This window comes from Propionigenium maris DSM 9537 (genome assembly GCF_027925155.1).
In the GTDB taxonomy this organism is placed as follows: Bacteria; Fusobacteriota; Fusobacteriia; order Fusobacteriales; family Fusobacteriaceae; genus Propionigenium; species Propionigenium maris.
The window spans coordinates 104,647-119,060 of sequence record NZ_BSDY01000006.1 but is presented as its reverse complement, the minus strand read 5'-3'; the positions used below and the strand labels follow the sequence as shown (position 1 = coordinate 119,060).

The 14,414-nt window shown below is 41.0% G+C and carries 13 protein-coding genes; all 13 read right to left on the bottom strand.

Features of this window, described 5'->3' with window-relative positions; all coding sequences use genetic code 11:
- Positions 1–40: 40 nt before the first annotated feature.
- Entirely contained in the window at positions 41–1,006 is a 966-nt protein-coding gene (locus tag QMG11_RS07845; RefSeq protein WP_281834924.1) for a peptidoglycan DD-metalloendopeptidase family protein, read from the bottom strand.
- The gene (gene rho / locus QMG11_RS07840) at positions 1,003–2,247 is read right to left on the bottom strand and encodes a transcription termination factor Rho (protein WP_281834923.1); all 1,245 of its coding nucleotides are present in this window, start codon (positions 2,245–2,247) and stop codon (positions 1,003–1,005) included. The genes QMG11_RS07845 and rho overlap by 4 nt, the downstream gene beginning before the upstream one ends.
- Before the next feature lie 18 nt (positions 2,248–2,265).
- Positions 2,266–3,252, bottom strand: a complete 987-nt coding sequence (locus QMG11_RS07835) for a sodium:calcium antiporter (protein WP_281834921.1) — start codon at positions 3,250–3,252, stop codon at positions 2,266–2,268.
- Positions 3,253–3,274: 22 nt separating this feature from the next.
- A complete protein-coding gene (miaB, locus tag QMG11_RS07830) occupies positions 3,275–4,594 on the bottom strand; it encodes a tRNA (N6-isopentenyl adenosine(37)-C2)-methylthiotransferase MiaB (protein WP_281834920.1) in 1,320 nt (439 codons plus the stop codon).
- 361 nt (positions 4,595–4,955) lie between these two features.
- Positions 4,956–5,339, bottom strand: coding sequence for a lactoylglutathione lyase (gloA, locus tag QMG11_RS07825; RefSeq protein WP_281834918.1), 384 nt, complete (start codon positions 5,337–5,339; stop codon positions 4,956–4,958).
- 16 nt (positions 5,340–5,355) lie between these two features.
- The gene (locus tag QMG11_RS07820) at positions 5,356–6,384 is read right to left on the bottom strand and encodes an iron-containing alcohol dehydrogenase (RefSeq protein WP_281834916.1); all 1,029 of its coding nucleotides are present in this window, start codon (positions 6,382–6,384) and stop codon (positions 5,356–5,358) included.
- A gap of 80 nt (positions 6,385–6,464) precedes the next feature.
- Positions 6,465–6,848 (bottom strand): DUF6672 family protein, encoded by a 384-nt coding sequence (locus tag QMG11_RS07815; RefSeq protein WP_281834914.1) that lies wholly within the window; start codon positions 6,846–6,848, stop codon positions 6,465–6,467.
- Complete coding sequence (locus tag QMG11_RS07810; RefSeq protein WP_281835146.1) at positions 6,845–7,924, bottom strand: ABC transporter permease; 1,080 nt, start codon at positions 7,922–7,924, stop codon at positions 6,845–6,847. Before QMG11_RS07810 ends, QMG11_RS07815 begins: the two co-directional genes overlap by 4 nt.
- Positions 7,925–7,937: 13 nt before the next feature.
- Positions 7,938–8,984, bottom strand: a complete 1,047-nt coding sequence (locus QMG11_RS07805) for an ABC transporter permease subunit (RefSeq protein WP_281834913.1) — start codon at positions 8,982–8,984, stop codon at positions 7,938–7,940.
- On the bottom strand, positions 8,977–10,572 hold the full coding sequence (locus QMG11_RS07800) for a sugar ABC transporter ATP-binding protein (RefSeq protein ID WP_281834912.1): 1,596 nt from the start codon (positions 10,570–10,572) through the stop codon (positions 8,977–8,979). The genes QMG11_RS07805 and QMG11_RS07800 overlap by 8 nt, the downstream gene beginning before the upstream one ends.
- Positions 10,573–10,640: 68 nt before the next feature.
- Entirely contained in the window at positions 10,641–11,816 is a 1,176-nt protein-coding gene (locus QMG11_RS07795; RefSeq protein ID WP_281834910.1) for a DUF3798 domain-containing protein, read from the bottom strand.
- Between the two features lie 331 nt (positions 11,817–12,147).
- Complete coding sequence (locus tag QMG11_RS07790; RefSeq protein ID WP_281834909.1) at positions 12,148–13,143, bottom strand: BMP family ABC transporter substrate-binding protein; 996 nt, start codon at positions 13,141–13,143, stop codon at positions 12,148–12,150.
- Positions 13,144–13,281: 138 nt separating this feature from the next.
- Positions 13,282–14,292, bottom strand: a complete 1,011-nt coding sequence (locus QMG11_RS07785) for a BMP family ABC transporter substrate-binding protein (RefSeq protein ID WP_281834908.1) — start codon at positions 14,290–14,292, stop codon at positions 13,282–13,284.
- Between the last annotated feature and the right edge of the window lie 122 nt (positions 14,293–14,414).

Below are 14,414 nucleotides of genomic sequence, written 5' to 3'. Positions count from 1 at the left end.
TAACTCTAAAAAATCCCCTGCACAAGTGCAGGGGAACCTCTTATTTAGCCAAGTGTTTCATTGGATCTAGTGGGTTATTATTTTTTCTTATCTCAAAGTGCAGGTGAGGTCCGGTAACCCTTCCAGTCATACCTGTTTTCCCAATAAGGTCTCCTTGGTTTACCCTCTGTCCAACCTTTACATAGATATTGTTAAGGTGAGCATACCTGGTTTCATACCCACTTGCATGCTTTATTATAATAAGCTTTCCATATCCGCTCATCCATCCAGCATAGCTTACCCTTCCGCTTCTAGATGCATACATCTGAGTATAGTGAGCTCTCAGGTCCACTCCCTTGTGGTAGATATATCTCTTTAAAACAGGGTGCCTTCTTCTTCCAAAGGGACTTGTTACCCCTTTGTATGCCACTGGCATCCTGAAGCTACCGCTGCTTCTTCTGTTGGTAGAAGCTACACTCTTGAGGCTGGGATTATGAAGGTAAAGCTTCTGACCAACCCTGATATTGGTGCTGCTGAGCTTATTATACTTCATAATATCGTCGCTCTTAACACCATACCTCTGAGCTATCTTAAATACAGAATCTCCAGACCTGACCTTATAAAATATACCATTGGATGTGGCAATCTGAATCTTGTCCCCAACCTTTAACACCCTTCCAAGTTGCGGGTTGTTAGCCTTCAATACATCCAGGTTTTGATTGTGTATAGATGCTATCCTAGAAAGTGAATCTCCTGGCTTTACCGTATATATTTCAAAGGTAGGAATCTGATAGTCCACCCTCTTACTCTCTGTAATTGAGGACCTTTTATTCAGTTTATAAGTTTTTTCCACAGTTATATAGTTACTGGAAAGGATCTCAAAGCCTCCACTTTCCTCATCTGTAGCCTCGTAGTAACGGGTAAACTTATCCACATCTGTTATCTCTCTGTTTAAAACTCTGAAACACTGCCCTACAAGAAGAAGCAACACTCCAATAAATATCACTAACCTTACCTGTTGCTTCACTTGCTCTCAACTCCCTTCTCATATGTCTTTAACAAGTCATCATTTGTTGGAGTTGATCTTATAGCGTCTATTATCTTCTTAGAAGCTGTTGCCTTATCAAACTCTGAAAGATACCTTCTTATATTCCATACAAGTCCTAACTTCTTTTTATCCAGAAGTAACTCTTCCTTTCTGGTACCAGATCTTCTTATATCTATAGCTGGATAGATCCTCAGTTCTGCAAGACCTCTATCCAGATGAATATCCATATTTCCAGTTCCCTTAAACTCCTCATATATTACATCATCCATCTTACTTCCAGTATCTACAAGGGCTGTAGCCACTATAGTAAGACTTCCTCCACCTCTGATATTCCTTGCTGAACCAAAGAACTTTTTAGGATAATAGAGAGCTGTAGGGTCTATACCTCCTGAGATAAGCTTTCCGCTGGACGGAATTACAATGTTATAGGCTCTGGCAAGTCTTGTAAGGGAATCCATAAGGATTACTATATCCTTTCCGTCCTCCAGCTTTCTCTTGGCCTTCTCAAGAACCATCTCAGTAACCTTTATATGATTTCTAGGATCCTCATCAAAGGTAGATGAATACACCACAGCACCCTTTACAGTTTCCTTTATATCCGTTACTTCCTCAGGTCTCTCATCGATGAGAAGTATCCATACCTCTACATCCTTATTGTTTTCAATAATTGAGTTAGCTAAGTTACTGATAAGCATGGTCTTACCAGCCTTAGGAGGGGCCACAATAAGACCTCTCTGTCCCTTTCCAATGGGAGCTACAAGGTCTATGATCCTTCCAGAAAGATTTTTTCTGTCTGTCTCAAGTTTAAGGTGCTCAGTAGGGTATGCAGGTACCAGTTCATCAAATGGAATCCTTGCCTCTGCCTTCTCAATATCTCCTCCATTTATAAGAAGAACCTTTCTAAGGGCATAGTTTTTTTCATCCCCCACAGGTGTTCTCACTTCTCCAAGTACCATATCTCCACTTCTCAGTTTAAATCTTCTCACCTGGGATGCCGATACATATATATCCTTCTCTACGCTGGTATCTCTCAGAAATCCATACCCATCCATCATCACATCTAGAGTTCCCCAGGCTATCGTATGTCCCTCTACACTCTCATAGTGACTTAGGATAGCTTCTACTATCTCATTTTTCTTACTCTTACTTCCTATATCCAATCCTATTCCCTTTACTATTTCCTTTAACTCCTTTAGTAAAAGATTATTTAAACTTTCCATTTTTAAGAACCACCTATTCTACCTTTTGATATAAAGAATATACATCGCCGCTATATATATTCCACCTATAATCCACGAATCAACCTTTCTTTTCTTATCCTTAAATAACATCCCTATCATAAGGGTTAGAAGTATCAGGATTGAAGATATAGCTGATATTAAATGAAACTCCCCAAGTGTATCAAATAAACTTCCCTCTCTGTAGCAGAGATCCACTACAAATATTATTGCAATATTAAATATATTACTTCCCAGTATATTCCCTGCTGCCATATTGTAGGACTTCATCTTTATAGCCTGTATAGAAACTGTGAGTTCAGGCAGAGATGTAGCCAGAGCCAGAAGTATTACCCCTACAAAACTCTCTCCCAGGCTTATGCCCATAATGGGAGTCTCTGCTATCCTGTCTGCTACATTGGATAGGGCTATACCTACCGCTACTACAACAAGTCCGCTCATGGCAAAACCTAGCTTGGCCTCCCTAGGAGACATAACTATACTGTCCTCTGGATTCTCCTCAATGGGATCTACAAAGACCCTTCCATGCTCCAGCTTATATATAAGGTTCATAACCACCAAGTAGAGTAAAAATATCCCTATGGATATGAGGCTGATTCCACCTAAACTTATATCTCCAAAAACAAAACCTAGAAAAAATATTGAGGTCAGTAGTATAGAGGAAAAGCAGCTGAGGTAATTTTTCAGCCCTATAGAAGATGAAAAGGAATTTTTTATAAAGAAGATATCCAATATAAAAATAATAAATACATTAAAGAGATTACTTCCGAAGATATTGGAAACAGCCATCTCCGGTTCGCCAATCATAGTGGCAGCTGTGCTTGTAATGAGCTCAGGAAGAGAGGTGATAGAGGCCAACATGATTACCCCTATCCAGCTCTTTTCAAGGCCCATTATATCCCCAAGTTTATCACCACAAATACTTAGTTTCTTTCCCGCCTCTATTATTATAAAAGCCAGTATCAAAAAGATTAAGATATTTAGCACAGCTTCCACCCCTTATTTCAGCTTAGTTTTTTACCAGTTCTCCATAAAGCGTCCACGTCTTTGCATCTGTTATCTTAACTTCCACAAATTCACCTTCAAGGGATGATTCCCCCTCAAATAACACTATCTTATTGGTAGACGTTCTAGAACTTAGTACCGCTTTATTCTTTTTACTAGGTCCCTCTACAAAAACCTTTTCTGTTTTTCCAACAAAGGCAAGACTCAGCTCCTTGGAAGCCTCATTCTGTACCTCAATAAGTCTCTGTAACCTCTCCTTCTTTACCTCCTGGTCTATCTGACAGTCCATTGTAGCTGCTTTAGTTCCCTTTCTAGGAGAGTACATAAACATAAAGGCATTATCAAACTTTGAAGTTCTTACAACATCCAGGGTATCCAGGAAGTCCTCCTCAGTTTCTCCAGGGAATCCTACAATTATATCTGCAGTAAGGGCCGCTCCAGGTACTCTCTCCTTGATCTTTGCAGCAAGAGCTATGTACTCCTCCTTAGTATATCCTCTGTTCATGGCTTTTAATACTCTCGATGACCCCGATTGTAGCGGAAGGTGAAGACATCTTGCAATCTTCTCATTTGCTGCTATCACATCTATTACATCATCTGTAAAGTCTCTTGGGTGAGGAGAAATAAATCTTACTAGGAAATCTCCCTCTATCTTACAGATCTCCTCTAGAAGTCTGGCAAAGTTCATCTCCTTGTCCTCTGAATCATTTCCATAGGAGTTTACATTCTGTCCCAGAAGTATAACCTCTCTGTATTCCTTCTCCACAAATCTTTTTACCTCATCTAAGATCTGGTTCATAGGTACAGATCTTTCTCTTCCCCTAACATATGGGACGATGCAGTAGGTACAAAAGTTATTGCATCCGTAAGTAATTGGTATAGAAGCTGTCTTCTTTGAGTCGAAGTCTGCATCTATTCTAGGAGGAAGCTCATCCTCATCCCCTACAAATACTACGTGCTTAAAGTCTCCGCTTTCAAGCTTTTCCATAGCCTGAGGGATCTTTCCTATATTTTGATTTCCCATAACGATATCGATCTGCTTAAACTTCTTAGCAAGTTCCTCTCCCTGCTCCTGAGCAAAACATCCAGTTACCCCTATTATAGTTCCTCTCTTTTCCTTTATAGGCTTAAGCTCTCCCAGCTTTCCATATATCTGGGTAGCTGCTCCCTCTCTTACAGTACATGTATTTAAAAATACTGCATCCGATTCAGCTAGATCATCAGTCATATCGTATCCCATATTTTGAAGTATATTTTTAATTTTAGCGCTTTCATTTACATTCATTGCACAACCATAGGTTATAATTGTTGCCTTTTTCTTCATCTATCCTCCTAAAATTCTCATTGCAATTATTTTTTTAGCATTTTTTATTATATCATAGGAGGCTTCCTTTTTCAATGGATCCCCACCTGGGAAGTAAGGAATTTAACCCTTAAAATACAAGGGTTCATAGAACTTTTAAGAATAATTTTTTTGCTATATTTCCCACTAATTTTTATGTCCCTCTTGATTTTTTACAATGTAATACAAAATTAAATCAGAGGGCAAGGTACCTCTCTTCTTTTAAACTAAATCGTCTAAGTAGCCCCCTCCTTACACCCTTTCTCTAGGGAACCCTTATTAGGAAGTGGTATCTGTCATCACCAAAATAAGTAAAAAAGCAGGCTATAAAGCCTGCTTTCACTTATCTTCCTCTTATTATCTCTATCATATAACCATCTGGATCGGTAATAAAGTAGTACATAGGTTTTTCCCCTGGAAGCCCCTTGAGGTCAGTTACCCGGTATCCACTCTCCCTGTGGAAAGCGTGGGAACCCTCTAGGTCTGCCACTGTAAGGGCAAAGTGACTAAATCCATTCCCTAGCTCATATGGCTTCTCTGGATCATAGTTATACGTCAGCTCAATCTCAAAATTTCTCTCTGCATCGCTTAGATAAACAAGGGTAAACTTCCACTCTGGAAAGTCCTTCCTTCTCACTTCCTCAAGTCCCACTACCTCAGTATAAAACTTTATGGATTTTTCAAGATCCATAACCCTTATACAGGCATGCTCCAGCTTATACTCCATATCTCCTCCTAGATAGTTATATTTTATTTCCAAATATTACCCTCTCATCCTTACACATACCCGATGGAATTCCCACCATATCCGACAACCTTTTAATCTCATTCATTACATAGATCATAGCATCTTCCTCAGCTATCTCCTTCACATTCTGACCCATTGCAAAGGCGATCTCCATCATCTTCTTGGAGAGCTTCTCCTGAGAGAACCCCTGGTGATCCCCTATTGGGATCTCCTTTTTGAGGTTGTCATCCGACTCCTCCTCGTGATTCTTTTCATCCATAGCATACATGTGCCCCAGGATTGTGTTGTTGTAAGCGATCCCTGCAAGGTAGTTTGCGTAGGTTATCTGCTCAAGCATAGCATCACTCTTTGCACCCTTGATTATCTCCTCCAGACTCTCCCCCAGAATCTTTATAGACTGGAATGCACAGGCATCGGTTATCGGAGTGGCTGCATCAGATGAATAAGCCTCCACCGCATGTCTCAGAGCATCTACTCCTATAGCTCCCATTATCTTATTGGACATAGCCTTGAGAAGATTGGAATCCGTTACAGTGATAATAGGAGTTGTACTTCTGTCTATGAGAACCTTCTCATCCTTATCCCTTACCTTCTGGGTGAATATTGGCATCTCTCCAGTCATAAATGAAGTTACATTTACAGCAACCAGAGGGATCTGCCCCTCACTTCTACAGACTCCATCCTCGCTGCACTCAAGCTTCAGAGATATCCCCTTGGCACAGTTTCTAGTTGAGTTTCCTCCAAAGGATATGATAAAATCACACCCCTTCTCATTGTATACCCCTATTCCGTCATGAATATTTTCCATATCCGGCTTCGCTTTAGCCTTGTCAAAAACAGCATAATCTATCTCATATCTTTCCAGTACTGAAGTTAACTCTCCTATCAGCTTGCTCTCTATAATAGGCTTACAAGTTACTATCAGCGCTTTTCTAAACTTCATCTTCTTTATCTCTTTACCTGCCTGATCTAAACATCCGGCTCCCATTAGGCTCATTGGTGGCATAAAAAATCTATGTTGCATACTGTCCCCTCCATGAATTAGACTTCTATTATAAGATTAGTTCATCATCTTGGATTTGTCAATATCTAAACATACGATTTCTAAGACTTTTGTTTCATTTTAGTGCTTTTGTATTCTATCCACTCCTCTGAACCACCTACCAAACCTGGTATGGATATAGTAGCTTCCTCTAGGGCTTTCAGCTTAAATTCCCTGGAGATCTTCTTTTCTACCCCGTCCTTTTTATAGGTCACAACTATCTCATGGCTGCTCCCCTTTACATTGGAAAGTTTTTTCTTATTCTTCTTTATCTTTACATCTTTTTGATTATCGATTGTATATACAACACTCTTAAAAGCCTTATGTTCTCCAATACTTTTATTCTCCACAAATACCCTGTGCTCTCTTCCGCTAACAAATAAGAATATTCCCAGAAGTATAGAGACCCCCACAAGACCCAGTTGAGCTCCTATCATCCTCTTCATAGTTCACTCCTCCCCAGCTGAACTTCAAGCATCTTTCTTCTCTCAGCATCCTTTTCCCTCTCCCTTCTCCACTGGTGAAGAACAAGGGCCATAGCTATGATTCCATAGGATACAAATACCCTGAAGAACTCACCTATCTGAGCTGATCCCACAAGCTCCTTACCTGCTCTTGGAGATATTACAAAGATCAGATGAAACAGCACAATTCCTACCAGAGCATTGGGAATACTTGCTTTAGATGCAGTAGCTCCTCCTATAAGGATGGCAGCTATGGAAAACATTCCGATCTGCTCGTGGCTGTTGTAGGTATTCATGGTACCTATATTCTGAAGGAAGATTATCTGACCGATACTTGCAAGGACAGTTGAAATAACTATAGAAAGTATCCTTGTTCTCTCTATTGCCACTCCAGAAGATTTAGCTACCTCCATATCCTGGCCTACAGCCTTCATATCCTGACCCAGCTTAGTTCCCCTGAACCAGATTATAAATACACAGAGAAGGATAATTATAAGCACTGTGAATACAGGTATCTCAAAGTTCCCTATCTTCAGACTTATAAAGCTATCAAAGGCCCTTCTTACTCCCTTGAGGTCTATGGCATTTCTTATACCATATCCCCTGCTTAGCACTATCTTCTTATTGGTCATAGGAATTATACTTCCCATTCCATAGAGAACAACCATCTGATAGGCTCCGTTTATAAAGAATCCCATGATCATGGAGGTTATCATCTCCTTACCCTTGGCCTTATTGAGGATAGTTCCCCCCATAACTCCCAGAAGGATTGCCACTGGAATAGACAGAATGATTGCCAGAAAGAGCCCCTGGATCCCCACTATATGCCAGTCCGTTACAAGGATAAGCCCCAGCTGCCCTGCCATGGCCCCTAAAACTATTCCAAAGTTCAGTCCCATTCCCGCCACTACAGGGATAATAAGAGACAGTACCAGAAAAGAGTTTCTGGAAAGTCTCAGGATCATCTCCTGTATAAGGTAGGTAGGACTTAGCTTAGATATTGGAGCTACACAAATAATCAAAGCTATCATTATAAGGGGGACTATATTACTCACCATAAATTTTTTCACTTTATTTTGCAACTACACCACCCCTTTTTCTTGTAAGAGCATACAGGATCATTCCATTGGATATTATGATTCTAAGTGTCTCCGACATATCTGTTTGAATTAAGTTGTTTATCACCGACGGTGTCATAGTAAGGATCCCCTGAAACAGGAAGGTTCCTACTATTACATTGGTTAAGGTTGCCTTGTTTACACTAGCTCCTCCAATAAGTATAGAAGCTACTGCTGGAAAGGCCATATAAAATGGAGCCAGGTAGAGCTGAATAAATCCAAAACTCTGCTGATAAACAATTATTCCGAAAGCCGCCAGAATTGTAGACATAACTACAGATTTCGTTCTCACCCTGTCTATGGATATCCCTGTAGAGTGGGCAAACTCCATATTAGACCCTACAGCCTTCATTGCCATACCAGATCTGGTTCTGAAAAATCCCCACACAAGGAAGCCTAGAAGAGCAAAGAAAGCAAGTTCTCCAAGAGGTACCACAAACTCCCCGCTTGAAAGGGGAAGACTTCTATTCAGTATTCCCTGCCAGTACTCCTCTATACTGATAGTTGTACGGAGACCCTCTCCTCCATAGGCCCATATCATATCCTCACTCTTAAAGGGAAGTACCAGCCACATTATACACATCACCGCTACCGAGGAGAATCCCACATAGGTAGCGATCATCATTTCTCCACCCTTTACCTCGTTCAGGATCTGAGCATATCCCCATCCCAGCAGCACTGAAAATGGAACACTTATCAGAAGAGCTCCTGCAAACCCAATCATCCCCTGAAGCCCCAAAGACATACTGATAGTAGCTCCCAGTAGTCCTGCCTCTACTCCCAGGGGCAGTCCAAAGTTTAGTCCCGTTCCCGAATAGATCATGGGAACAAGGGATAATACCAGGATAATATTCATCCCCACCCTTACAAGGGTATCACTTATAGAGGTCTTCAGATTCAGCCCTACCATGGGAGCTGCTATATACATACTCAGCAGGAATAATCCTATTATTATCCTGGGCCATCCCGCTTCAGCTATAAACTTTTTTATTCTATCCATTACTTTCCTCCCCCTTTACCCCTACCATGAGTTCTCCGAACTTAACCAGATCCTCTGTAGGAGAGAGTATCCCTGCTACCCTTCCCTCATTTATTATAGCTACCCTGTCACTGACGCTTCTGAGCTCCTCCAGCTCAGAGGAAGTTACTATAATAGTTGCTCCTGTAGCCCTGTTATACTCCTTTAGTGCATCTAGAACCAGCTTCTTTGCCCCTACGTCGATTCCCCTTGTAGGTTCAGATACCATGAGAAGATCTGGCTTCATAGTAAAGGCCTTGGCCATACATACTTTTTGCTGGTTTCCTCCGCTGAGCTCTCCCACCGACTGCTTAGAACCCATGCATCTTACCTCCAGCTCCTCTATGTACTTCTTGGCATTCTCCTCTATAGAGCTCTTATCTACCCACTCTACAAGTCCTCCAAGCTTTCTCTTTATAAAATCCCTCTTTATCTCCATGGCTGGATAAGCTATATTGTCCTCTATGGACATCTCTAAGAGGAGTCCCACTCCCTTTCTGTCCTCAGATACAAGAAACAGCCCACTTTCCAGGGATTTATAGGTACTGTTCAGCTCCAGCTTTTCCCCCTTGTAGTATATCTCTCCCCCTGTCTTATGTATCCCCATTATTCCATTGGCTATCCCTAGCTTACCCTGGCCTGCCATTCCTCCTATTCCAAGGATCTCTCCCTTATAGACCTTGAGGTTCACATCCTTTACCAGCTCTCCCGGCATATCCACCCAAAGGTTTTTAAGCTCTAAATCCACCTCTGTTCCAGAGTGGTTTTTCTCCCCTTCCTCTTGACCCTTGGCAAGGCTCCTTCCTATCATCCACTCAGTTATCTCATGGGCGCTTGTTTTCTCTGTTTCGATCTCCTTTATCATAACCCCATCTCTGAGCACTACCACCCTGTCAGCTACATCTATTATCTCATTTAGTCTATGGGTGATAAAGATAATGGATATCCCCCTCTCAGCAAGGTTTCTCATGGAGCGAAGAAGCACCTCTGCCTCCTCCTCAGTTAGAACTGCTGTAGGCTCATCCAGAACCAGAAGCTTGGTATTGGATCTCTCCAGTTCCCTTGCTATCTCAGTGAACTGCTTATGGGCTACGGGCATCTCCTTTATAAGGGTATCTGAATCCATCTCCACTCCAAGAGTTTCTATGGCTGCTGCTGCCCGTTTTTTCATCTGAGCACCGTCTATCTCCTTCATCCTCTCCCCAAAGAAGATTTCAAAGACATTCCCCTTTAGAGATTCCCTGTTTAATACTATATTCTCACTGGCCTTAAACCCGGGGATAAGGGAAAACTCCTGGTGTACCATCCCTATTCCTGCTCCCAGGGCATCGAAGGGAGACTTAAAGTTAACCTCCTTTCCGTCAAAGGTCACATTCCCTCCATAGCCCCCTGTCTCAGCTATAACCGGCATACCGAAGATTATCTTCATAAGGGTTGATTTCCCTGCCCCATTCTCCCCTACAAGGCCTATAATCTCACCCTTCTTTATATCCATATTTATATCCTTTAGTACTGTATTTTCTCCAAACTTTTTAGAAAGCCCCTCTATCTTTAATAGTATATTCTCCAATTCATTCTCCTTTCATACAAAAGAGGAAGGAGGAAATCTTCCTCCTTCCTGCCCTTATCTAATGATATCTACTGAATATCAAAGTACTTTTCAGGTACATCTAAATCCGTCATGTTAAGGTACCCTCTTCCAAATACATATGTATCTTGGTAAAGAAGGAAGAAGTTATCTCTTTCTACACCGTCTACATCGGTATAGTTACTTCCGTTCCACCCTGCTCCTGGAGTATACTTTTCAAGACAGGCCATGATTGCATCTTCATCTGTAGGATCTTCATCCCCTTCAATTGTGTTTATTGCATGAGTTCCCAGAGCTACTGCCACTGCGAAGTTGTATGAATAAGACCAAGTTCCCATTCTGTTTGCTCCTCCATTAGCCACTACAGATTCCTCAACCTTCTTAAGGATCTTTGGCCAATTTCCCTTTTCAGATGAGTCAAACTTTATTCCCAGTGCTCCAGGGTAACCCATTGTAGGAGATGGTAGGTCCGCTTCTACAAAATATCCGCCATCTTCAGCAATTCTCTTTAACAGTGGCTCAGTCTGAGCATCGTTAGTTGCAAAGAAAGCTGTGTCCTTACCATACTGCTTCAGCCAAGTAGGAACCTTCTCTAGGATAAACTGCTGAGCTCCTGCTACTCCAACATCACTTACAGGGTCTGGAGCTGTCATCGTTATAAACTCAAGCCCTAGGTCCTCTGCAGCTGCCTTCATTATGTCTCTTCTTCTAGAAAGAAGCTCATAACTCATATGTCTAGGGAAGGATACGTGCATAAACTTCTTAGCACCCATCTCCTTAGCTGCCCTTACAATGAGGTAACCTCTCGCCACATTATCTGGATTAAGTACAAGGTCTGAAACCTCAGCTATCATCTCAGGATCTTCGTGGGGACTGTTAGCAAAGAGTAGTATGTCATCCCTCTTCTCTCTTACTCTTCTAAAGGCTTCCACAGTTCCAGGAACTGCTTCTGTTATAATAATAGCCTTCATCTTTGGGTCATCTGCTAGTCCAACAATTTGAGATATGGTAGTCTCCATCTCCTGCATAAAGTTGTCTGGATAAGTTACGTGAACTACCCTTCCCCCTTCATCAGCAGAACCATAAAGCTTCATTAGCTCCTCGGCTCCTCTAAGACCATCCTCCGACTGACTTACTGTTCCAGATACGACTCCAATATGGAAATCTTCGGCCAATGAAACTGCAGACAACACCAACATTACAAAAAACAATAGAATTTTCTTCATACTCTCCCCCTTACTTTAGTTGGCAAAAAAATTAACTGTACCCATTTCTAAGTACAGATCACTTAATTTTTCAGCACATTTGTAGGAGTATACCTTCTCTATGTTCAGTTGTCAAATGTATTTCCGCCTTTAATCCAAAGGTATTTCAAAATCCTCATCTCAAGTATTCTAATTGTTCCTTTTTGATCACTTAAATTTCCTGTTATTATACAGAGCTTTAATTGACCACAGAAAAAAGATTAAAAATTGATGATTTTTTTTTAATCTTTAAGTGTCCTCAGGAACTACTTCTGGGCAATAAAAAAAGGCAGCCTATAGGCTGCCCCTTAAATTAAAACTTTATTTCCTTGTTGATGATCTTTTCCTTGATCTCCTCTAGCTTAGCTAGCTTTTCCTCACCAATTATCTCTCTAGTGAATTCAAAGTCTGTAGTTCCTACTCCGCCTTCAGCTACACCTAGTACATTAACTCCTGCCTTAAACTCTCCTGCCTGAATGTCCTTAACAGTGTTGTATACAGCTATATCTACGTTTTTAACCATTGATGTAAGTACTGTTCCCTCAGCTACTCCGTCCTGGTTTGAATCTACACCAATAGCATAAACTCCAGCCTGCTTTGCTGCATCGATAACTCCAACTCCAGTTCCTCCTGCTGCATGGTATACAACATCTGCTCCCTGCTTAATTAGAGAAAGAGCATTTTCCTTTCCTCTTACTGGGTCATTGAATGGGTTTGGACCTGAAGTGTATAGTCCTAGAGTTCTGATCTCAGGGTTTACATACTTTGCTCCTGCCTCAAAACCATTTTGGAACTTCTGAATTAGAGGTACTTCCATTCCTCCAACAAATCCAACTGCTCCAGTCTCACTCATCATAGCAGCTAGTGCTCCCACAAGGAATGATCCCTCATCCTCTGCAAATAGTAGAGAAGATACATTTGGTAGTTCTACTGTCTCATCAATTAGAGCAAACTTTACTTCTGGGAAGTCTGTTGCTACCTGCTCAAGAGCATCTCTCATTAGGAATCCTACACCTACTACTAGGTCGTAGTCATTTTCTGCAAACTCTCTAAGGTACTGCTCATCCTCTGCTGGTGAGGCAGGCTCTACATATTTAAAGTCGATTCCTAGATCCTTCTTTGCATTCTCAAGTCCTCTGTAAGCTGAATCGTTAAATGATTTATCTCCCAGTCCACCAACTGATAGTACGATTCCAACATTAAGCTTCTCTTCCTCAGTTGCCTTTGCAGGCTCCGCTTCCTTCTTTCCACCACAAGCTGTTAAAAATAGTGTTGCTAGTGCAAGCATTAACATAAATATTTTTTTCATAACTTTCCCCCTGGTTAAAATTATTGTCTCTAAAATTATTTTAACACAAGTAATAGCGTAAAAAAAGTTTTTTTATAAAATATTATAAAATATTTTACGTTTTTTTAAGAACGAAAAGTTATTTTTTAGAACAATTTGTTATTTAAGCTTTGATATTTCTTTCTTTACATCGATCTCCTTGGAAACGATTGCTTTTCTCACCTTTTCCAGTTCAGCGAGCTTTTCCTCTCCTATTACATCTTTAGTGTACTCAAGATCAGTTATTCCCACACCATCGTTTTCCACATTAAATATCCTTGTTCCAGCTTCAAACTTTCCATTCTTAAGATCTTCAATTACAGAAACAATTGCTATATCAAGTCTCTTTAGCATAGATGTAAGTACAAGCCCCTCCTCAAGGTAGTCCTGATCAGAATCAACTCCTATAGCATAAAAATCTCTTTCCCTTATTGCTTCAAATAGCCCGTTTCCACTTCCCGCTGCTGCATGATAGATTACATCTACACCATTGTCATTCATAGAAAGAGCTACTTCCTTTCCCTTTGTAGGGTCATTAAACGGGTTATTCCCCCCTATAAAGGCCTGGAATGCTTCAACCTCTGGGTTTACATACTTTGCCCCAGCAAAGAACCCGTCTCCAAACTCCCTTATAGTAGGCACGTCCATACCCCCTATAAATCCTAGCTTGTTTGATTCACTCATCATTGCTGCAAGTGCTCCAACTAGGAATGAACCCTCTCCCGTATCAAATATTGCCCCTATTGCATTGGGAGACTCTACCGGCATATCCACCAGCATAAACTTAGATTCAGGGTAGTCCCCAGTTACCTTCTTCATAGCATCTGCCATCTGGAACCCTATTCCTATAGTTAGATCAAAGTTGTTTTCTGCAAACTCTGAAAGGAATCCCTCATACTCGGAAACAGTTGCAGGTTCCACATACTTAAACTCTATTCCAAGCTTCTCCTCAGCGTCCTTCATTCCCTTATATGCCAGATCATTAAATGACTTATCTCCAAGCCCTCCCACAGAAAGTACCAGTCCTACCTTCATCTTCTTCTCCTGAGAGGTAGCTCCCTCCTCCTTGCTTCCGCATCCAGTTAAAAGCAGCGATAAAATTAATCCCATTACCAGTAAAAACTTTTTCATAAATTCTTCTCCTCCTAAATTTCACATAAAAAAAACAGGAACTCTGCAAACATAATAAAAAAATTATCGTTCACAAACTCCTGTTAACATTAAACTATTTAACTTTTCAGACAAGTTGTCAA